Annotated in this window: 17 protein-coding genes; 9 read left to right on the forward strand and 8 right to left on the reverse strand. The window is 39.8% G+C overall.

What is annotated here, in order from left to right; translation table 11 throughout:
• Position 1: 1 nt before the first annotated feature.
• The 6 genes from HWV02_RS10790 to HWV02_RS10815 are packed head-to-tail and all read left to right on the forward strand — an operon-like array spanning position 2 to position 6,630.
• Positions 2-1,090: a type IV pilus twitching motility protein PilT gene (locus HWV02_RS10790; protein ID WP_211679634.1), complete on the forward strand. Its 1,089-nt coding sequence runs from the start codon at positions 2-4 to the stop codon at positions 1,088-1,090.
• On the forward strand, positions 1,091-2,767 hold the full coding sequence (locus tag HWV02_RS10795) for a GspE/PulE family protein (protein WP_211690450.1): 1,677 nt from the start codon (positions 1,091-1,093) through the stop codon (positions 2,765-2,767).
• Entirely contained in the window at positions 2,767-3,981 is a 1,215-nt protein-coding gene (locus tag HWV02_RS10800) for a type II secretion system F family protein (RefSeq protein ID WP_211690451.1), read from the forward strand. The genes HWV02_RS10795 and HWV02_RS10800 overlap by 1 nt, the downstream gene beginning before the upstream one ends.
• Before the next feature lies 1 nt (position 3,982).
• On the forward strand, positions 3,983-4,585 hold the full coding sequence (locus HWV02_RS10805) for a hypothetical protein (protein WP_211690452.1): 603 nt from the start codon (positions 3,983-3,985) through the stop codon (positions 4,583-4,585).
• A 5-nt stretch (positions 4,586-4,590) separates the two neighbouring features.
• Positions 4,591-6,207 (forward strand): type II secretion system protein GspD, encoded by a 1,617-nt coding sequence (locus HWV02_RS10810; protein WP_211690453.1) that lies wholly within the window; start codon positions 4,591-4,593, stop codon positions 6,205-6,207.
• A 27-nt stretch (positions 6,208-6,234) separates the two neighbouring features.
• Positions 6,235-6,630 carry a tetratricopeptide repeat protein gene (locus tag HWV02_RS10815; protein ID WP_211679639.1) on the forward strand — a complete coding sequence of 132 codons (396 nt, stop codon included), beginning with the start codon at positions 6,235-6,237 and terminating at the stop codon, positions 6,628-6,630.
• A gap of 8 nt (positions 6,631-6,638) precedes the next feature.
• Here HWV02_RS10815 and HWV02_RS23005 read toward each other — a convergent pair whose 3' ends face one another.
• The 6 genes from HWV02_RS23005 to HWV02_RS10845 form a co-directional block, all read right to left on the reverse strand.
• On the reverse strand, positions 6,639-7,262 hold the full coding sequence (locus HWV02_RS23005; RefSeq protein ID WP_370629431.1) for a sterol desaturase family protein: 624 nt from the start codon (positions 7,260-7,262) through the stop codon (positions 6,639-6,641).
• A 340-nt stretch (positions 7,263-7,602) separates the two neighbouring features.
• Positions 7,603-8,052, reverse strand: a complete 450-nt coding sequence (locus HWV02_RS10825) for a pilin (RefSeq protein WP_211679641.1) — start codon at positions 8,050-8,052, stop codon at positions 7,603-7,605.
• Positions 8,053-8,132: 80 nt separating this feature from the next.
• A complete protein-coding gene (gene mobB / locus HWV02_RS10830; protein WP_211679642.1) occupies positions 8,133-8,687 on the reverse strand; it encodes a molybdopterin-guanine dinucleotide biosynthesis protein B in 555 nt (184 codons plus the stop codon).
• Between the two features lie 179 nt (positions 8,688-8,866).
• Positions 8,867-11,995 carry a multidrug efflux RND transporter permease subunit gene (locus tag HWV02_RS10835; RefSeq protein WP_211690455.1) on the reverse strand — a complete coding sequence of 1,043 codons (3,129 nt, stop codon included), beginning with the start codon at positions 11,993-11,995 and terminating at the stop codon, positions 8,867-8,869.
• Between the two features lie 12 nt (positions 11,996-12,007).
• Positions 12,008-13,117, reverse strand: coding sequence for an efflux RND transporter periplasmic adaptor subunit (locus HWV02_RS10840; RefSeq protein WP_211690456.1), 1,110 nt, complete (start codon positions 13,115-13,117; stop codon positions 12,008-12,010).
• Positions 13,118-13,415: 298 nt separating this feature from the next.
• A complete protein-coding gene (locus tag HWV02_RS10845) occupies positions 13,416-15,131 on the reverse strand; it encodes a DEAD/DEAH box helicase (RefSeq protein WP_211690457.1) in 1,716 nt (571 codons plus the stop codon).
• Between the two features lie 200 nt (positions 15,132-15,331).
• Here HWV02_RS10845 and HWV02_RS10850 point away from each other — a divergent pair, with 200 nt between their 5' ends.
• The 3 genes from HWV02_RS10850 (at position 15,332) to HWV02_RS10860 (ending at position 19,695) form a co-directional block, all read left to right on the forward strand.
• Positions 15,332-16,546: an acetyl-CoA C-acetyltransferase gene (locus tag HWV02_RS10850; protein ID WP_211690458.1), complete on the forward strand. Its 1,215-nt coding sequence runs from the start codon at positions 15,332-15,334 to the stop codon at positions 16,544-16,546.
• Positions 16,547-16,549: 3 nt separating this feature from the next.
• Positions 16,550-18,652: a 3-hydroxyacyl-CoA dehydrogenase NAD-binding domain-containing protein gene (locus HWV02_RS10855; protein ID WP_211690459.1), complete on the forward strand. Its 2,103-nt coding sequence runs from the start codon at positions 16,550-16,552 to the stop codon at positions 18,650-18,652.
• A gap of 182 nt (positions 18,653-18,834) precedes the next feature.
• Entirely contained in the window at positions 18,835-19,695 is an 861-nt protein-coding gene (locus HWV02_RS10860; protein ID WP_211679648.1) for a PA4780 family RIO1-like protein kinase, read from the forward strand.
• A gap of 94 nt (positions 19,696-19,789) precedes the next feature.
• On the opposite strand, the gene HWV02_RS10865 is transcribed toward HWV02_RS10860, so the two are convergent.
• Both HWV02_RS10865 and HWV02_RS10870 read right to left on the reverse strand, forming a co-directional pair.
• Positions 19,790-20,173 carry a hypothetical protein gene (locus tag HWV02_RS10865; protein WP_211679649.1) on the reverse strand — a complete coding sequence of 128 codons (384 nt, stop codon included), beginning with the start codon at positions 20,171-20,173 and terminating at the stop codon, positions 19,790-19,792.
• A gap of 86 nt (positions 20,174-20,259) precedes the next feature.
• On the reverse strand, positions 20,260-21,189 hold the full coding sequence (locus HWV02_RS10870) for a LysR family transcriptional regulator (RefSeq protein WP_211679650.1): 930 nt from the start codon (positions 21,187-21,189) through the stop codon (positions 20,260-20,262).
• Positions 21,190-21,215 lie beyond the last annotated feature (26 nt).

Raw genomic sequence — 21,215 nt, forward strand, 5'->3', positions numbered from 1 at the left:
TATGAGTAAATTAGTATATTTTGAATCAATTCTAATCGCCGCCGATGAATTACAGTCTTCAGATATTCATTTATCAGACCGCTGTCACCCTACATTTCGGCTTTCTGGTCGTTTAGTTGAACAGACGGATTTAGACCAATTGTCACCGATAACACTACAAGGTTTTTGTAAAGTCATTACCGATGATAGACAGTATAAACAGTTAGTTGAACATCGAAGTATAGACCTCGCATTTACGAGTAAAGCGGGATTAAGGTATCGTGTAAATATCTATTTTGAGCGAGGATGTCCAGCCCTTGCAATACGTTGGTTAGATGGCAGTTTTCATAGTTTAGAAGAGTTGAGATTACCAAAACAACTAATAAAATTAGCGCAATTAAAAGATGGATTAGTATTAGTCACAGGCGCGACGGGCAGTGGTAAGTCAACGACGCTAGCCAGTATAATCAACGAGATAAACGAAACCAGACCCTGTCATATTTTAACGATTGAAGACCCTGTGGAATTTTTACATCACAATAAACAAGCAATGATACATCAACGAGAAATAGGCCGAGATGTGAACTGTTTTGCTGATGCGATCAGAGCCGCTATGCGTGAAGATCCTGATGTGATCTTACTCGGTGAAATGCGAGATCTCGAAACCATGAACGCAGCGTTAATGGCGGCTGAAACGGGTCATTTAGTTTTTTCTACGTTACACACCAATGATGCGATAGGTGCTATTGACCGTTTAGTTGGCTCGTTTCCAGGAGAGGAACAGTCGGGGGTGCGTCAACAATTATCAATGGTACTTCGAGCCGTGGTCACACAAACCTTAGTACGCCCTGATAACGCGACAGGGCGTGTACCTGTTAATGAAATCCTCATTGTAAATTCAGCTGTATCTAACTTGATCAGAAATCATAAACCGGAACAAATTTATTCTGTCATGGAGTCGGGTCGTGCATTAGGTAATCAAACTCACGATTATGCGCTGGCATTGCGGGTGAAAGAAAAGTTAATCCCGCGAGATCAAGGCGTTAGACTTGCCCGAAAACCGCATGCGTTTAATGAGTTAGTTAATCAACTATTAAAGGGATATAACTAAATGATCAGAGATAACGTATTAATCAATGCGGGTATTCAAACTGGCATGTTAGATGAAACTGAGATTGCGAAATACAAACTTGCAGCAAGACGAGAACGTGTCGATTTGTTGTATTTGTTAAGTTATAAATTACGATTCCCTATTGCCGATCTATACCGGGCCTATGCACAAACGCAAGGTATTCGATTTTTGACTAATGATGAAATACGTGTCGATCCACAATTACTAAGAAAAATATCGCCTTCAATTATTGAGCGTCGATTAGTTATTCCATTAATGCCTATCGACGAGACCGCATTATTGCTGGTGGATAATCCTGAAGATAGAGCGGGGTTATCTCAGGTACAAAGATTACTTCCGCCAGATATAGAAATCTGTATGACGGATCCGAATTTATTACAGCAACTCGTTATTCGGGTTACACAAGCGACAAACGATGAGGAACCACCTGAGTTTGATCCTGTTATTAGTTTGGATGAGATGATCCGTGAAGCCTATTTGTACCGTACCTCGGATATACATTTTGAACCTGCAAAAGAAACATTCCATATTCGATTTAGAATTGACGGCTGCTTACAGCCTTACGCACAGATTTTTAGTGCAGAGCAAGGCGCAGCTCTCATGAGTCGTATGAAAGTACTTGCAGGTATGGATATTTCAGAACAACGTATGCCGCAGGATGGCGGGATGGCTTATGAATTAGATAATAATATTGCTTTTGACATTCGTGCCGCAACCGTACCTGTTAAGTTTGGAGAAAGGGCGACGTTACGTTTATTAGGCTCTGACAGTGAAGCATTATCGTTGAAGAAAATAGGGTTCTCTGAACGGGCTTTAGCACGATTTTCAGACGTCATCAAACGCCCTCATGGCATGATTTTAATCACGGGTCCAACGGGTTCGGGTAAATCAACGACCTTGTATTCTGCGCTACAGCAAATTGCCAGTAACGATATCAATGTGCTGACTGTTGAAGACCCTATTGAATATGTGATGGAAGGCATTTCTCAGGTTCAAGTCAGCTCGAAAGTATCATTTTCCAGTGCGTTAAGATCATTTCTACGCCATGACCCTGATGTGATCATGGTCGGGGAAATTCGAGATGGTGAAACGGCGGGGATTGCCATGAAAGCCGCATTGACTGGTCACATGGTATTTTCAACCTTGCATACCAATTCCGCTGTTTCAACCGTTAGTCGCTTGGTCGATATTGGCGCAGAACCATTTTTAATCGGTTCAACGTTAGTCAGTATTATTGCTCAGCGTTTGGTGCGTCGATTATGCGCTTTTTGTAAAGTATCAGTTGAACTTTCTGACGATGATCGAAAGTTATTACGCCTAACTCATGAGCAGAATGGCTATGTTAATGAAAACAAAATGGATGAAACTAAGGCTGATGACGTGAATTTTGCTGAGGGGACGGTTTATCAAGCGAAGGGTTGTTCGAACTGTCATGACAGTGGTTACAAAGGGCGAATAGCCTTGTTTGAAACTCTGTGGGTTGACGATCATTTAGCGCAAGTGATTGGTAATGGTGCGACTGAAAAAGAAATTCTCGATAATGCTACTGATTTTGTGAGTTTAGCGGATGATTGCCGAGAAAAAATACGAGCAGGACATACAAGCATTGCTGAATTTGAGCGTTTGTCTTTAGGTCGTGAAGAGGCGATTAACTAATGCCATTATTTAATTATGTCGCACTTGATAAACAAGGAAATGAGCAGTTTGGTACACTTGAAGCCGAGGATAAACGTGATGTAAATGCACAGTTACGCCAACTTGGGCTATTTGGATTAGAAGTCACCCATGATGCAGAAACAAAAGTGGATGCAGGCGTTAAAGGTGAGTTAAGTAAACTCTTGGCACAAGTCGGTATTGTATCAAGCAATAAGAAAATATTCTTTTTTAGACAAATGGCTTTAATGCTCCGTTCTGGTCTCGCGCTCACTGAAAGTTTAGACATGGTCGCGAATATCATGGGCGGAAAAATTGGGTTAATTGTCACCGATATCAGCAATAACATTAAAAGCGGTGGTAGTTTTTCAGATGGTATTGCCCAAGCGGGTGTATTTCCTAGTATGTCAGAACATATGATCCGGAGTGCTGAAGCCACAGGTGAGCTGGATGTTGTAATGGGACGGGTCGCGGATGATCTGGGTCGTAAAGCCGAGATGAAACGTCAGATGATGGCCGCCATGTTATATCCTGGAATAACCATGCTGATAGCGGTATTTATGGGGTATTTTCTCGTTGCCACTGTGATCCCAAAGTTTGCCAAAATTTTTGAAAATTCGGGTAAAAAACTCCCGCCTGATACACAACGATTAATTGATATTTCTAACTTCATTAATGCCTATGGCTTGTTCATAATCTTAGGTGTCGCGGCAGGTTTTGCATTACTTCATTACATAAGAACAAAGGTAAAAGGTCGATATATTACCGATCAAATAGTCCTTATGACTCCTGTGTTTGGCAAAGTAGTCCGAGTTGGCGCTATGTCACAAATTGGTTGGGGTTTATCGATGCTATTACAAAGTGGTTTAACACTGGTTGAAGCACTAAAAATTGTAGAGAAACTTATTCCAAACTCAGTCATTGCGTTAGAAATTAAAAAAGCGACAGACAATGTACTTATTGGACGAGATCTAGGTTCAAGTCTAACGTCACCTTATATAGATCCGCTCATCTCACAACTCGCATCCGTGGGGGAAAGAACGGGTGGCTTGGTTGAAATCATGTTTGAAGCGGGCTGTTTTTATGAAGAAGGCCTGAAGGCATTAAGCAAGACAATGGCAAATCTTGTTGAACCAGCTTCCATTTTGTTGATTGGCGGTATGGTGATGACGGTTTATATCGGCTTTTTCAAAGCCATGATGGGGGCATCGACCTAGTATGAATGCCATAATATCCACTTTGTTTACCTACAAGTTATGGGTTTATTTGGTTGTTATCTTAGGATTGTTTTGGAGTGCTCATTCACATGGTGAAACAGCAAAAGAACAAGTGACGGGATTACTTCAGATTATAGAAGATCATAATTCAATACTTAAAGATAAAATGTCCAACAGAGATCTCGCCGAACCTGAAATTCAAAGGCATTTAAAACCGAATACTGCACGATTTACAGCAAATATTAACGCTTTTCTTGATGGTGTTAGAGATCCTTTTTCGATGACTAAATCATTAGCCAAATTAACAGAACCTGAAAAATCAGTAGCACAAGACACATCCTATGCTGGATACGATTTTAAAAATAGTGAATTCTCTATGTCATTACCAAAATTGACTTTAAAAGGCGTGGTCTTTAAGAAAAATATTGAAGAACCTTTAGCCTTGCTTGATATAGGCGGACATGGTGTTCATATGGTTAGAATTGGCGATGAAATTGGATTTAATCCCACCTTGCCTAAACAAGTGTTAAAAATAAAAAAAATCAGTCGGCTCAATGTGATTGTCGAAGTCGGCACGCTCGGCGATTTAATTGTGGTGAGATAATGAATATGATGATGAAAAAATTATATACCGGGGTAATGACGTTCGTTTTAACACTGTTTATTTTCACGTGTCCAGCTAAATCCGCAGCACCAAATGATGAACAAATATTGGAAGAGTTAGAGTTTAAAGGGGCGGCGTTAATCGATGCTGTTCGGATCATATCTGAGTTGTCGGATGTGAATATTGTGATAACACCGGGCGCTAAAGAAGTTGAAGTGACGGTGTTTTTACGTCATGTCAGTGTTAAACATGCAATTGAAACAATTTGCCGTGTAAATAATTTGTGGTATCGAAAAGAGGATTTGACAGAAACATATCGTATTATGACAAACGAAGAGTACGCGCAGGATTTAGTGATCCATAGAGATGAAGAAACCAAGGTATTTAACCTTAATAATTTAAACGTGAACCTTGCTGCCGATGCGATTGGAAATTTATACGGAGAGCGAGTTAAACGAAGTAATTCCGGAGAACAGTTTTCTACAGGGCGTGGTATCGAAGGCCAATCAGATGGAGAAGGTACTTCGTCTTCTAAAAATACTATTTCAGGTGAACTCAGTATCGACCAATTATCCTCACTTAAAACAAATGGTTTAGGTAATAATGTTATTTCGGCAAGTCAGGTTCAACAGCTATTTGATCAGCAAGAACCTATCTATGTCACTGTTGCTGAGGAGCACAACTTGGTGCTTATTCGCACGGGGGATCGAAGGGCTCTTGAACAAATAGGTAAATTAATAAAAGAGTTAGATAGGCCTGTGCCTCAGGTACTTCTTGAAATGAAGATCCTTGATGTACTTGTCGACGATAACTTTAGCTCGGTATTTAACTTTGACATTAATGGTGTATCCATCCAAGGAAAAAGCCAAGCACCGATATTGATTGGGAATAACCCACTCACAAACAGTGGTTCATTTATTTTTGAATATATGAACAATTATCTTAAAGCAAACATTGAGTTGTTACAAAAAAACAAGAAAGTAAATGTGCTGTCAACGCCAATGATTCTAGCATCAAATAATCGACCATCTAAGTTGTTTGTGGGTGAAGAACAGCTACTTGTTAAAGGTTATGAATCTTCTGAAACGACAACGACAACGAATGGTATTACGGCAAGTAGCAGTGGAATTATTCCTCTGACAGAAATAGAAGAGGTGGGTAACAGTATTGAAATAACGCCTTTTATTAATATGTTAGATGGTTCTATTACACTCAATATAAAACAAGAAAACTCCACTATTAGACAAGCGGGTGCGCATGTAAGTTTAGTTAACGCTCAAGGTGAAATTAAGGTGCTATCTATCGATACGATTAATACAGCCAGGCTCGAAGGCACCATTATTGTCAAAGATAATCACACAATTGCGGTTGGCGGATTGATCCGAGAAACCATCAGTGATGATCAAACTAAAGTACCTTTCTTGAGCGATATTCCTTTTTTGGGGAATTTATTTAAATCGATCTCAGATAAGAAACAACGCAGTGAACTTATCTTGTTAATTACGCCGAGGTTACTGACTTCTCCTGAAGAGGGTGAGTTTAATAAAAATAATTTATCACGGGAAGGTAAGCAATTATCGCTAGAAGACTTAGCATTACAATGCGTACTTTTATGCCGCTAAATAGAGAGTAACAAAGATAGGGATATCATGAATATAATTTTAAAACGGACTTTATTATTAGGGTTATTGATGTTGAGTGGTTGCGAAAGTGTGTCCAACACAAATACACAGCTTGAAGTCACGCTACACCAACAGATGACACATTCATATTGTTATCAATATATGTATGGTGATTACAATGCTGCTGTGGATTATGACAAGGCTTTTTATTGGTGTGGAAAATCAATTATTGAAAGAAACCCCAACGCAATGACGCTAATGGGGGAGCTTTATTTTTTAGGACTTGGGCGTGATAAAGACCTAAAAAAAGCATATTACTGGTATGAAAAGGCGGCTGAAAGGGGGCACAATCATGGTCAGTTTATGTTGGCTCATATGAATAAAAATGGAATAGGTGTGGCTGAAATGACTAACTTGATTTAGCTTTGTTTTTACTCATGATGGTATTGGTGATAAATACTTATTATCGCTGGCGCCAAAAGGCACGAAAATAGAAACACCGCTTTTAAAGGATAGTGTTTGATTGCTGTTTTACACGGTAAACTCAATTGTTCGCTAACAGATATATTTTTGAGGGGAAGTTCGACAACTTCCCCTTTTTCAGGGATGTATATACTACGATTAAGTGAGTCCCAGATAGACAGTGCAAAACCATAGTTACAATTACTCAGCTTCCTTACTTTGCTGTGGTGGCATTGATGCTGTATTGGACTCATTAAAATAAAACTGATAACACGAGGATAATGAACCGCTATATGGCTGTGTCTTAGGTGATAGCCACTAATAAAAAACAACCAGAGAAATACATTGGCGCCTGTAATGCTAAACAAGGTTAATGTGTCGTTTGTAATATAAGAAAATAGGTGGTGGGTAAGTGATAACACAGTGCTTATACAGATGACTTTTATAAGTGTTTCTACGGGATGTACTCTAAATACTGTCGCAGGGGTAAGTACTTCGGCATTGTGGTGAACTTGATGGAAAAGCCATAACATAGGGTCTGTGTGAAACCGCTTATGAATACAAAAGTAAGTCAGGTCGTAGCTAATAAACATAGTGAATGTATAAATTAAGTCAATCCAGATTGATGGTGTGCTTTTGAGTAAAGTGTTTGTTCTTAATGGTAGGAACTCATCAAATGTAGCAACGATAAATTGTGAGTATCCAGATACTAAAGGCAGTAATAAGAAAAGTGTGAATATGTTATTGATAATGAACCAGCCATAATCTCTTCTGGCAGATCTGTGTGTAAGTATATGAATAGTTTTCAATTTGGCTTTAGGTTCGAGATATATAATGGCGATTAAAAGGGACGAAAGAAGATAAAGCCAATAAGTAGCTTGCCTACCATCATGCAGTAGGCTTACTTGTATTATTAAATCGTCGAGCAAGTTATTAACCAGCGTAAACAGGTTGTGGAGGAGGATTTATACTACAGTTACTTGGTCTATATTGCTCTTCAACAGTCATGGAGCATGTCCACTCGCCATTAGTGTCTTTCACAAAAATAACTTTTTGGTTAATGAGTTCGGGATCTATACCATCATTGATCAGAACCAGCTTGAGTTGTCCTTCGGTGTTTAATGTATCGCCGGTTGAAGATATGTAGGCGACAATCGGTATTTTACTACTATTTATACCGGCTTTAGCTATGTCTTCTGTAGTCGGAAAATAATCATAATCAGCGATGAGTTTATCTATTTTGGGTAATAAGGTTTCACCAAAATTAATGGGTTGTGTTAAGGCTTTCGTTATCTGGTAACTCTCATAGGCTGGTTTACCAAAATATACGCCACTTAATGCAACTATCCCAAGTATTGCACTGGTTTTTATTATCGTAGACATCAACATTCCTTGTAATTTAATCTAAATGATAACTGTTCGTATTATATTCGTAAGAGGCTAATTTATCAATGGTTACTGCATTATCGCTTAATGTAATTAATGATATACTTACAAATCTGGTTAATGTCATTTATGTCTAAGTAGTCTAAATTTTTACTGGTTAATTCTATATTGTTTAATATTAATTCATTTTTGGCTGTATCTGACGCGATGGCAATAATGTGTTTATCTTCACTTGCTAATATAGGTTTGCCTAAGCTAGGGCGATGGAGTTCTATCTTGGTAAAGGCTTCATGCCTAAATCCTTCGACTAATACCAAGTCCAATTCATTGGTGTTCAGCCAATTCAACTGAGTGATTAATGCGGGTTCTGTAGGCTCATCTTGTTCTACAAATAAAACAGTTCTGTGTGGCGATGCGAGTACCATTTGGCAAGCACCAGCCTTTCTTAATTTATAACTGTCTTTGTTAGGGTTATCCATTTCGATGTCATGATGACTGTGTTTCACCATGCCAATTCGTAGGCCACGTTTCGTTAACTCGGGTAGTAGCTGGGTGATTAACGTTGTTTTACCTGTCCCACTAAACGCAGCAAAGCCAAGTAACGGGATAGGGAAGTGTTCTAAAGAAGTCATGATGAATACTCAATTACAGGATGAAGAAGACAAAATTAACGGAGATAGTTAATATACCTTTTAATTTAGGTTATAGGTAAAAAAAGAGGTCGCATAAGCGACCTCTTTACATCAATTCTACATAGATATTGATTTAGAACTGATTACAGCATGATTTAGCTGCCGATTATATGTACAAACTAACTTGCTGGTTTTTCTTCACAAGCTGCTTTAGCACATGCGATTGCATGCTGTTTATCACTTTCTTCTAATTCTTCATCTTCAACGAAAACCGGTAATGGTTTGTGTTCCGTTGCAAGGAATGAATAAATTACAGGTAAGATGAATAGTGTAAACAGAGTACCAATTGCAAGGCCAGATACGATCACAAGACCAATACTAAAGCGCTGTTCAGCACCTGCACCAGTTGCATACATTAACGGAATAAGACCCGCAATCATTGCCGCTGTTGTCATTAGAATTGGGCGTAAACGTACTTTAGCCGCTTCAATCACAGCCTCTGTTCGGCTTTTTCCGTGATGTAGCTGTTCTTCTTTTGCTACTTCACAGATTAAAATACCATGTTTAGTAATAAGACCGACAAGGGTAATCAAACCAACCTGAGAATAGATATTCATGGTTGAAAGGCCCCAAGCTAGTGATATTAGCGCGCCTGATATCGCAAGTGGAACAGATACCATGATCACTAATGGATCACGTGCAGATTCGAACTGAATAGCTAGTACTAAGTAAATGATTGCGAGTGCAAGTGCAAACGTCATATACAAGGCATTACCTTCTGTTACGAACTGGCGAGATTCCCCCATAAAGTCATGACGATAACCTTTTGGTAATTTAGTTGCTGCAATGTTTTCGAACCAACTAATCGCATCACCCATCGCAACACCAGGACTTGGTACTGCACCAATAGTTGCAGAGTTAAGCTGATTGAAGTGAGGTAGAGAACGCGGTTCTGCTACAACATCAATAGAGATTAGGCTGCCTAGTGGAACCGCGTTGCCATCAGCTGCGCGTACATAGTAGCTGTTCATTGATTCTGGGTTTAAACGATACTTACGTTCCACTTGAGGAATAACCTCGTATGAACGACCATTTAAATCGATACGGTTAACATAACCGTCAGACATCATCGTACTTAATGTAATACCAATGTCTTGCATGGTGATACCGTAAGCACCGGCTTTGTCTTTATCAATGTTAATCTTCATTGTTGCTGAATCAAAGTTAAGATCTAAATCAGAATAAACGAAGAGTGGATTAGATTGTACTTCTGTCAATACGTCAGTCGCTACTTGGAATAGGCTTTCAAAGTTATTCGGTGTAGTAATAACAAACTGAACAGGCAGACCCGAACCCGCACCAGGCAACTCAGGCATTTGGAAAGCAATAACTGACATTCCCGGTACATCTTTAACTAAGCCCGTTACACGTTTAACTATTTCAGCTTGACTTGCTTCACGTTCACTCCAAGGCACCATAGATGCAATACCAAGTGCTTGGTTCGAGCTCGGCACTCCAGAGAAAATCTGTGCGTAGGCAATTTCAGGTTGCTCGTTTAGTTTTTCGTTAACTTCATTCATTGAATTTTGAATGTAATCTAAGTTCGCATTTGATGGTGCAGTACCCAGCATCATCATTACACCTTTATCTTCGGCAGGTGCAAGTTCACTTGGAATAAATTTAAACAGCATAGGTAAAGCAGCAAATACGATAATTGCAAATGCGATCATGACAGGGCGCTTTTGCATTACTGCGCTGATCATTTTTTCATAGCCATTGGTCATGCGATCAAGGAAAGCATGAACAGTGCGTTCAAACTTGCTTGGTTTAGCATTTGCTAACAATATTTTAGAGCACATCATTGGCGATAATGTCAGTGCTAAAATACCTGAAATGAATACAGCTCCCGCTAAAGTAAGGGCAAACTCTTTAAATAACGCACCAGTAATACCACCCATTAACGCGATTGGCGCATATACGGCACCTAGTGTTAATGTCATTGCAATAACAGGGACTGCGATCTCTCGTGTACCAATAACGGCTGCTCGGAAAGGGGATTCGCCGAGTTTAATGTGCCGGTCAATATTTTCCAATACAACAATCGCGTCATCTACCACCAGACCAATTGCCAGTACCATTGCTAGCAGTGTCATTAAGTTCCATGAGAAACCAAACATCTGCATAACCATTGCAACACCAATCAGTGACAATGGAATCGTTACAATAGGAATGATTACCGCACGAAATGAACCAAGGAACAGGGTAATTACCACGATCACAATAAGCGCTGCTTCGATAATCGTTTTAATTACTTCATGAATTGATTCGTTAATCGCAACTGTCGAGTCATACATCACGTTCATTTTGATGTTAGTCGGTAAGTTACGTTCAAGTTCAGGTAGTAATTCTAATACGTCAGCCGCAATGTTAATTGGGTTAGCTGTTGGTGCTGCGTTAACGGCAGCAACAACGGCTTCTTTACCATTCGCTGAGGCTCGATAAACATCATGGCTCTTTGCTAACGTTACCTTAGCTATGTCTGCTAAGCGGATAACTTGACCTTTATCAGTCGAAACAACAAGGCGTTCAAGGTCCTCAGTACCTTTAACTTGAGTATCGGCATTACCGTTATAAAGAACGAATTCACCAATCGATTGACCTGTTGCTGACTGATAGTTATTACTATTCAGTACTCCCATTATTTCGGTAGCGGTAAGGTCATAAGCTGCCATTTTTAATGGGTCCAGCCAAACACGTAGTGCGTATTTAATACCACCATACATGTCAACTTTAGAAACACCATTAATAGTAAATAGCTGAGGATTGATTACACGATCAAGATAATCGGTTACCTGGCTTGAAGATAGCTCATCACTGCTAAAAGCAATATACAATACCGCAGTTGTTGAGCCCGTAGACATGGTTACGGTTGGATCTTCAGCTTCTTTTGGCAGCTGTGAGCGAACTGAATTCGTTTTAGCCAAAATATCAGATAAGGCTGCATTAGGATCGGTATTCAGTTTCATCGTAATAGTAATAGTTGAACTACCTAATACACTCGATGAGGTCATGAAGTCGATATTGTCGGCTTGGGCAACCGCTTGCTCTAAGGGCTGAGTAATAAAGCCTTGGATCAAATCGGCACTGGCACCGTAGTAGCCAGTCGTCACGGTAACAACCGTATTGGTCATGTCAGGGTATTCTCGAACCTGCATTTTGAAAATTGCTTGTACACCAAGCAAAGCAATCAAAAAGCTGATAGATACCGCTAGAACAGGACGCTTAATAAAAATATCAGTAAAGCGCATATATACTCCGAATTAAAGCATTGGTGTTTCAGCTGGAACATTCAATGTGTCGTTTTCAACAACACGCACTTTAGCGTGATTACTTAAACGAACTTGGCCAGATGTAACAATTTTATCGCCTGCTTTAACGCCTTCTAAAATATGAGCGATTGAATCAATACGTTCACCGACTTTAACAACAGATTGCGTTACACGTAGATCCCCGTTTTCATCTTCACGAACGATATATACATTGTCACCGTATAATGTGAACGTGATTGCTGTTTGTGGTAGTGTAATTTGATCTGTTACTGTTGGTAGGATGATGCTAGCGCGAGCAAACATACCTGAACGCAGTTGTGAATCATTATTTGGAATGTCTGCTTGAATTTGAATTAAACCACTTTGGAAATTAACCGCTGGTTCGATTGCACTGATTTTACCGCTAAATGCTGTTTCAGGATAAGCATCAACGAAAATTTCAACTACCTGACCTAAGTAAATTTTAGATATTTGTGTTTGAGGTACAGTGAAGCGTAAACGCATAACACTTGTGTCTTCTAAGCGAACAATCGTTGTACCAGTAGATAAAAACTCACCTAAGAACACATTGCGTAAACCAACTTCACCATCGAATGGTGCTGTAATTTGGCGGCGTTCAATCACTGCTTTTTGACTTTCGATATCAGCAAGTAGTGAAGAGTAAGACGCTTCTGATTCATCCAATGCTTCTTTAGACACCGCATTTTTCTTGTAAAGTGCTTTGTATCGTAAATATTTAGATTCAGCTGCGTTAAGTTTTGCTTGTGAACTTTTTAGATTCGCCTTTTCTACTCGCGAATCTAAATTAACCAATAATTGGCCTTTGGTTACTTTAGTTCCCGAATCAAACGCAATATGATCGATTTTACCAGCAATTTCGTTAGCAATATCTACACCTTGGTTAGGTTCAATGAAACCAATAGCTTGAATTGTTGGGACCCAATTAGTTGTTTTAGTATTAACAACAGTGACTGGGAATTCCGCTTCAGGTATGTTGGCCATAAATTCTGCAATCTTTTTTTGTTTGAAAAGATTAAAACCAATTACACTACCAAATAAGGCTAGTGCGATTAGTAACATGGCAAAGGTCCACTTTTTCATGAATTGATAAACTCCGGGGTTTTATATAAACGTTATATAAGCTCTGAGGTGAGACTGCGCTGGTCTATAAATATCTACCATTGCTCGTTCAGATGATGTATTTGTTCTATTCATTCTAGATGTTAACGGGTCCCAATCAAGTCTTTTGTAGATTAAAAGTGCTTATTTACGTATATTTACCAAATCGGTAATTTTAGTAGTTTTTTCTGTTGACAATACCTCTAAAAGAGTGACAGCCGACTGCTTTCTTTTTAAACTTTCATGACTATTTTTCAATCTTTTGTGACTTAGGAATACTTTACTGCTGATTGGCTTTTCGGTAGTTCCCTTTGTAGTCAAATATACGATGTTCGATTTTCCAGAAGTATTTTTCTTTTTTTGCAATGACAAAATCCGGTGCGACAAAGCTTTGAATTTGGGCTGTTATTTGCTCGGTAGTGGTCGCGTTAATCGGTGACCCTGTAACGGTTCTAGAAAAAATACTGAAAAATCGTTGGCGTTGCTTGTTATTACTGAAATAGAAGGTCTCTTTGACAACATCGCCATCTTCATCATGGTAATTTATTTTGATTTTGTCGCCATCAGCTAGCGCTGAAATACCCGAACAGCGTAACACCTTACGGTCTTTAAGTTGCAGCGCTTTTTTTAATTGATTATCAGGGTCGATCAAATCGACATGGCATTGTTGGCACTCGCGAGCGGCAATATCATTTTCGGCATTACATTGTGGGCATTGCTTGTATTTAAAACGGTAATTGCATTGTACTTCACTGCCATTACTGAGCTCAACTAACCCTTGGCAACGCCGACCATAATGCTCAATGATATCACCGTCCGAATCCGTTACCCCCCAAAACAAGTTGGCAAAATCACAGCTCGGGCAGGGTACTTGTACCAGATCGCTATTACTATTTGGCTTGGTTGATCCTATCTCTGGCTGATATAAATCAAATCCATTACCGGCGTAGTCAATGATTAAACAGTCTGTTTTTCCTTCCGCAAGCCGTAGACCTCGACCTGCGATTTGCTGGTATAAGCTTACTGAGTCCGTGCGGCGTAAAATGGCAATAACATCGACATGTGGGGCATCAAAACCTGTCGTTAATACAGATACATTGACGAGGTATTTCACTTCTTTAGCTTTGAATTGGCGGATCAGTTCATCACGTTCTTTAATGGCGGTTTTACCTGTGATAATAGCTGCTTGATCGTCTGGTAATAGCTTAAATATTTCTTGAGCATGTTTAATACTAGCGGCAAAGATCATGATGCCTTCTCGATTGCTGGCAAGTTCGATCAATTGCTTACAGATAGCTTGTGTTACGCGCGGACTCTTGGCTAAAAATTGATCCAATTGAACTTCGTTATATTCCTGTGGCAAATCGTCAAACTGATAACGCGCAACTGGCGCATCAATCACTGCGGGTGTGGTTAAGAATCCTTTTTGCACAAGATAGCGTAAAGGCAGCTCGAATATGCAACTTTCAAAGGGTGTTTCATCTTCTGTCCTTACATAGCCTTGATAGTGTTTTTTATATATCCAGCCTTTATCTAAACGATAAGGCGTCGCTGTGAGGCCAAGTACTTTCAGTTTTGGATTAGTCTTTTTTAAATGGTTGATGACTTTTTGGTATTGGCTATCTTCACTTAAACTAACACGATGACATTCATCGATAATGAGTAATGAGTAAAAACCATCAAACTTATCTAGATTACGGCTTAAAGACTGCACACTTGCAAACGTTGTTTTAAACTCATCTTGTTTTTTACCTAGGCCAGCAGCGAAGATACCGGCTTCAAAACCATCATGTTCAAACTTACTGTGATTTTGTTCTACCAGTTCTTTTACATGGGCAAGGATAAGTACTGGATGTCTCGCTAGACGTGCTAATTCTGCCAATACGTGACTTTTTCCTGCGCCTGTTGGTAAGGTGATAACTGCGGGCTGGTCTGATTTTCTAAAGTGAGCTAAAGCTGCATCTACTGCTGCTTGTTGGTAATCGCGAAGAGGCATATCGAATCTATCGTTATTAGGTTAGGACATAAAGAGAAATACAGTATAACGCAAAGAGAAATATCTTTGAGCTAAAATTCATAGTGTTATTACATAAGGTATAAATTGTGATGGTATTTTATTATTTTTGAAGTCGGCCTTAACGTATTGTTAATTTAGTGCCTATGGTTAAGTAACAATGTGCATTTTAGGAGTTATTAATGATACCCCAAGCATTCATTTATGACGCGATCAGAACGCCACGAGGTTTAGGTAAACCAACGGGGGCTTTACACGAAGTTAAGCCTGTTAACCTGTTAGCTGATTTACTTAATCATTTACAGACTCGCAATGGTTTTGATACTGATGCGGTGGACGACATAGTGTTAGGCTGTGTTACGCCTATTGGGGATCAAGGTGCTGATATTGCAAAAACAGCGGCATTAGTTGCTGGTTGGAAAGATAACGTTGCAGGGGTTAGCTTAAATAGATTTTGTGCGTCAGGCCTAGAGTCAGTCAATATAGCAGCAATGAAAATACGATCGGGTTGGGAGCACCTCGTCATTGCTGGCGGTGTTGAATCTATGTCGCGTGTAAAAATGGGCAGCGATGGTGGTGCTTGGTCGATGGATCCTGAAACCAGCCTAGCAACAGACTATATGCCACAAGGTATTGGTGCTGATCTTATTGCGACACTTGATGGTTATAGTCGTGAAGATGTTGATGCTTTTGCTGTTCGTTCCCATCAACGTGCTACAGCGGCTTGGCAGCATAACGCATTCGATAAATCAGTTGTTCCTGTATGTGATCGTAATGGTATGTTATTACTTGATAAAGACCAACTTGTTCGTCCAGATTGTTCTCTCGCTACATTAGCAAAGCTAAACCCTTCTTTTAGTCGTCTTGGTCAAACTGTTTTTGATAGTGTTGCTCAACGTCATTATCCACAAGTAGGACAAATTCAACATGTGCATACTCCAGGTAATGCCTCTGGGATTGTCGACGGCGCGGCGTTGGTTTTACTCGGTAGTGCTGAAGTCGGCGTTAAATGGGGATTAAAACCAAGAGCAAAAGTCGTTGCTACTGCAGTTGTTGGTGCTGATCCCACAATTATGTTGATTGGACCTGTACCCGCGACCCAAAAAGCATTAGCAGTGGCAGGATTAACCATAGACGATATTGATTTATTTGAGGTCAATGAAGCCTTTGCCGCCGTTGTGATGCGGTTTATGAACGAACTTAATGTCTCGCCAGATATCGTCAATGTAAATGGTGGTTCTATTGCCATGGGGCATCCACTTGGGGCTACGGGGGCTATTATCTTAGGGACATTGTTAGATGAATTAGAAGCGCGTGACTTGAAACGTGGCCTTGTAACTTTATGTGTCGGTGGCGGCATGGGGATCGCAACAATTATTGAACGTGTAGAGGGGTAAAGTATGTCATCAATCCGTTTAGAGCAAGACGATGCAGGGATAGTACATTTGATTTTTGATAAGCCTAGCTCAAAGGTTAATTTACTTGATCGTGTGTTTATTGATGACTATATAGTGACGATTAATAAACTAAAGGATATGCAGTTCACAGGGGTTATATTACGCTCAAAAAAATCAAGCTTTTTTGCTGGTGGCGATATAGCGGTGCTTAGCGCATGTGCAGAGCAAAGTGTGGAGGACACTTACTTATTATTGTCTTCCCTGAAAGCGGAAATGCGATGGCTAGAAACATGCGGTAAGCCTTTGGTTGCATGCATTAATGGTGCAGCGCTTGGTAGTGGTTGGGAACTCGCGTTAGGCTGTCACCATCGTATAGCATTATCGAAAAAAGTAGTACTAGGCTTACCAGAGGTTACATTGGGCTTAATGCCTGGTGTTGGTGGTGTTGTTAAAATGACTCGACTGCTGGGTGTCGAGGCTGTATTACCTTACTTACTCAAGGGTAAACTATTTGATTGCCAAGAGGGTTTAGCGCTTGGATTAATAGATCAAATAGCGACATCAAATATTCAAATGATGGCGCAAGCAAAAAACTGGATCTTGTCGCAATCACTGCCAGTGAGACAATGTTTTGATAATAAGGGTTATCAGTTGCCAGGCGGTGATGTTAGCGATCCGCATATGGCTGTTGTTATCGCTACCGCCCCTGCAATACTGAAGAAAAAAACACAAGGGAACCAACCCGCACCTGAAGCGATATTATCAGTGATGATTGAATCAGCAGACGTTGATATTGACACCGCATTACGGATAGAGACACGATACTTTATTTATGTCATCCGCAGTCAAGTCGCTAAAAATATGATGAATACGTTTTGGCATCAGTATAACGAGATTAAAGCCGGTGCGTCGCGACCAAAGGAACATGCGTTAACGACATTCAGTAAAATAGGTGTATTAGGTGCGGGGATGATGGGGGCTGGTATTGCTTATGCTTTAGCAAGCCACGGTATTACTGTCATACTAAAAGATATTAGTCTTGAAAAAGCAGTATTTGCCAAGTCATATTCAGCTTCTATTTTAGCGAATTGTAAATTGTCTGATGCAGAGAAAAGTAGAATATTACAACGTATTATTCCAACAAAATATCCCATTGACTTAATTGGTTGTGAAATGGTGATTGAAGCGGTATTTGAAGATCGCAAAGTAAAGTCACAAGCAACAACTGAAATATTACAAGCTGTTGGTGATGATATTATTATGGCATCCAATACATCAACATTGCCGATTACCAGTTTAGCTAATTCGTCTACTAAGCCTGAAAACTTTATTGGTCTGCACTTTTTCTCTCCAGTGGACAAAATGCCACTTGTTGAAATCATTAAAGGTGATAAAACATCATCAGCTACTTTGGCCGCTGCTTATGATTTAGTGCTGCAGATTGATAAAGTCCCCATTGTCGTTAATGATTCTCGTGGTTTTTTTACATCACGCGTATTCTTTACTTATGTATCGGAAGGTATGCGCATGCTAAGTGAAGGTATTCCAGGAGAAGTCATTGAAAATGCAGCAATTCAAGCAGGGTTACCCGTAGGGCCTTTAGCCATTCTTGATGAGGTTAGCTTGTCACTGATTGATAATGTACGTAATCAAGCTCGAATTGATTTACAAGCCAAGGGGAAAACACGACTTGATAATCCTGCAGATGGAGTGTTAGATCAATTACTTGCCCTAAAACGACTCGGTAAATCGACTGGCGCTGGATTCTATGATTATACTGGAAGAGGGGAAAAGCGGTTGTGGTCTGGTTTAGTCGACTTATTTCCGACAACGGATGACTGGGATATTAATATTGTTAAAGAGCGATTATTATTCGTGCAATCACTCGAAGCGCTTAGAGCGTATGATGAAGGTGTCGTCACCAGTTGCCGTGATGCTAATATCGGTTCTATTATGGGATTAGGTTTTCCTGCGTGGACCGGTGGTGTCTTACAATTCGTTGACCATTATGGTACGGATAAATTTAAGCAGCGCGCAGAGCAATTATATGAGCAGTTTGGTCCGCAATTTATGCCTCCGGCCGTATTATCTCAGTGGAAAGGCTGACATTTTATTGCCTTAGTACGACAAAACCCAAGGCTGGCGAAGTCTACGAAGGTAAATTTGAGCGAGTTGGTGAATAAATACGATGATGACCGTTTATAAATTAGGCGGTAGTCTTTTAAAACAAATTCACTTAATGTTATGATCCTAGGTTCATGTAACGGTTAACTAGGGAATAATAACTAGTGAAAGTGCCTCAAAGAATACAACCTCTTGTTGATGACGGGCTTGTTGACGAAGTATTACGTCAGTTAATGAGTGGTAAAGAAGCGACGGTATACGTTGTGCGTTGTGGTCAGGAGATCCGTTGCGCGAAAGTTTACAAAGACATAGAGAACCGCAGTTTTAAACAAGCGGTGCAATATCGAGAAGGTCGTAAAGTTCGTAATAGTCGACGTGCTCGTGCAATGGAAAAAGGCTCTAACTTTGGCCGTAACGAACAAGAAAAAATATGGCAAAATGCCGAAGTTGATGCGTTATATCGCTTAGATAATGCAGGTGTTCGTGTTCCTGAACCTTATGGTTGTTTTGACGGTGTATTACTCATGGAGTTGGTAACGGATGCTGATGGCTTTGCTGCACCGCGTTTAGCGGATGTTGCATTAACGCCAGAGCAGGCTGTGATTGATCATGGAAAAATGATCCATTACGCAAGATTGATGCTTTGTGCGGGTCTTATTCATGGTGATTTATCCGAATTTAATGTGCTTGTCGATGAATATGGTCCTGTTATTATTGACTTGCCACAAGCGGTTGATGCGTCTGCAAACAACAATGCGAAATGGATGTTAGAACGTGATGTTGATAATATGAGACAATATTACGGGCAATATGCACCAGAATTACTTAAGACAAAATATGCAAAAGAAATGTGGGCTTTATACGAAGCTGCAGAGCTCACAGTTGATGTTGAATTGACTGGTCAGTTTATTGAAAATACAGAATCTGCAGATGTAGATGGTATTTTAGATGAAATCAATGCGGCAAGAGAAGAAGAATTGGAACGCTTAGCGCGTATTCAATTTGCGGAAGAAGAAGTCGAATAAAACCATTAACCCCTTCGTTTAATTAAAACTAAGGGGTTTTTTAATGTATTCATTCTATTATTAGACATATTTATTAGCTGCTTATGTTTTCAATCTAATCTGATGTAACGATATCTTTCTCCATATTTGTTAAGCTTTCCTCTGACACATATCGATTTGGGCGTAAACCAACACAGAATTTAGGTAAATCTTGCTCACGTTCTAGATACAAGGCACAGGCGTATAAGTTTTTACGCAGTTCTGCATCCTTTATTAATTTGTTCTCCTCCCAATAGTGTAATTCAAAAATTAGAAACCAAAATATATGCTCTTTCTCCCCTGATACTTTTTCGTCGATGACATCTAGAGATTGCCAATCTTGTAAAACATCCCACACCAAGTTACTTAATACTTTGTAACTGATTTTATGCATGAGAAATTTATTCACATTGTCGGTTAATAATAAAGATTTCTCATTTATAAATGCTACTGCTTGCATTGGTTTATCTCCACTTATGTTTAAAACTAATTTTAAGTCTAGCCTCAAACTTTCTTTTAGAGAGGTTTAGACCGTACAAATAATGCCTAAAAAGTAATAGTTCGATCGCTGTCACATTTTTTCGCCAAATGATTAAAATGTTCCCTTAAGAAACTCAATAACACCCTATGTTTTTTCGAACCCGCGCTTCCTGGTGGAAAAACTCCATATAGATCAATGTTCGAGAGTTCATAATCAGACAACAGTTGTTCGAGTTTGTTGGCTGCGATTTTTGGGGCTGCATCGTAGAAAGGAATACGTGCAATGCCATGACCGCCTTCTACAAACGCTGTTCTTGCTGCTGCATTATTGGTGCTAACACTTCCTTTTGGTTTTACGCTGTAAGCTCGACTTCCTTTCGTTAGTGTTAATGTACTTGAACTTAATTTGTATAACACCCAGCTATGCTCGACAAGTTCGGTAGGGGTTGTTGGCCGACCGTACTTGTTTAAATAATCAGGTGATGCGCATAGGCAGGTTTTCATCGATATTAATTTACGAGCTTGTAAACCTGAATCAGTAAGCGGGGCGCCTCTGATCGCCAAATCAATGCCCTCCTGCATAATGTTAACGATATCATCAGTAAGCATGATGTCCAATTCAATCTTCGGAAATTGGACCTTGAACATGTTTAAAGCTGGGACAATTATCTGTAATCCGACATTAACCGGACATGTTACTTTTATCAGTCCTTCAGGTTCGTGCTTTAAATTCTCGATTTGTTGATTTGCAGCTTCAGCTTGTTGCGCTATTTCTTGACAGTGTTGATAGTACTGTTGTCCTGCTTCGGTGAGTGTAAAGCTGCGAGTCGTTCGGTTAAGCAGCTTGAGTCCTAATTGAGTTTCAAGCTTTTTAAGATGGTAACTGACGACAGCCCGAGATAGGTTTAAATGCCGAGCGGCCGCTGAAAGGGTGCCTTGTTCGACAATTTGTGCGTATACAACCATACTTTTTAACTGCTCAAAAGAAACATGCATAAATGAATCCTGATAATTATAATGAT

The organism is Moritella sp. 28 (genome assembly GCF_018219435.1).
Classification (GTDB): Bacteria; Pseudomonadota; Gammaproteobacteria; order Enterobacterales; family Moritellaceae; genus Moritella.

Excerpts from the sequence above, each read along its gene's own strand:
- HWV02_RS10855 (WP_211690459.1), top strand. The coding sequence starts at position 16,550 with ATGTCATCAATCCGTTTAGAGCAAGACGATGCAGGGATAGTACATTTG.
- HWV02_RS10840 (WP_211690456.1), bottom strand. The coding sequence starts at position 13,117 with ATGAAAAAGTGGACCTTTGCCATGTTACTAATCGCACTAGCCTTATTT.
- HWV02_RS10825 (WP_211679641.1), bottom strand. The coding sequence starts at position 8,052 with ATGTCTACGATAATAAAAACCAGTGCAATACTTGGGATAGTTGCATTA.
- HWV02_RS10810 (WP_211690453.1), top strand. The coding sequence starts at position 4,591 with ATGATGATGAAAAAATTATATACCGGGGTAATGACGTTCGTTTTAACA.
- HWV02_RS10845 (WP_211690457.1), bottom strand. The coding sequence starts at position 15,131 with ATGCCTCTTCGCGATTACCAACAAGCAGCAGTAGATGCAGCTTTAGCT.
- HWV02_RS23005 (WP_370629431.1), bottom strand. The coding sequence starts at position 7,262 with ATGTTTATTAGCTACGACCTGACTTACTTTTGTATTCATAAGCGGTTT.
- HWV02_RS10800 (WP_211690451.1), top strand. The coding sequence starts at position 2,767 with ATGCCATTATTTAATTATGTCGCACTTGATAAACAAGGAAATGAGCAG.
- HWV02_RS10815 (WP_211679639.1), top strand. The coding sequence starts at position 6,235 with ATGAATATAATTTTAAAACGGACTTTATTATTAGGGTTATTGATGTTG.
- mobB (WP_211679642.1), bottom strand. The coding sequence starts at position 8,687 with ATGACTTCTTTAGAACACTTCCCTATCCCGTTACTTGGCTTTGCTGCG.
- HWV02_RS10795 (WP_211690450.1), top strand. The coding sequence starts at position 1,091 with ATGATCAGAGATAACGTATTAATCAATGCGGGTATTCAAACTGGCATG.
- HWV02_RS10870 (WP_211679650.1), bottom strand. The coding sequence starts at position 21,189 with ATGCATGTTTCTTTTGAGCAGTTAAAAAGTATGGTTGTATACGCACAA.
- HWV02_RS10850 (WP_211690458.1), top strand. The coding sequence starts at position 15,332 with ATGATACCCCAAGCATTCATTTATGACGCGATCAGAACGCCACGAGGT.
- HWV02_RS10835 (WP_211690455.1), bottom strand. The coding sequence starts at position 11,995 with ATGCGCTTTACTGATATTTTTATTAAGCGTCCTGTTCTAGCGGTATCT.
- HWV02_RS10865 (WP_211679649.1), bottom strand. The coding sequence starts at position 20,173 with ATGCAAGCAGTAGCATTTATAAATGAGAAATCTTTATTATTAACCGAC.
- HWV02_RS10805 (WP_211690452.1), top strand. The coding sequence starts at position 3,983 with ATGAATGCCATAATATCCACTTTGTTTACCTACAAGTTATGGGTTTAT.
- HWV02_RS10790 (WP_211679634.1), top strand. The coding sequence starts at position 2 with ATGAGTAAATTAGTATATTTTGAATCAATTCTAATCGCCGCCGATGAA.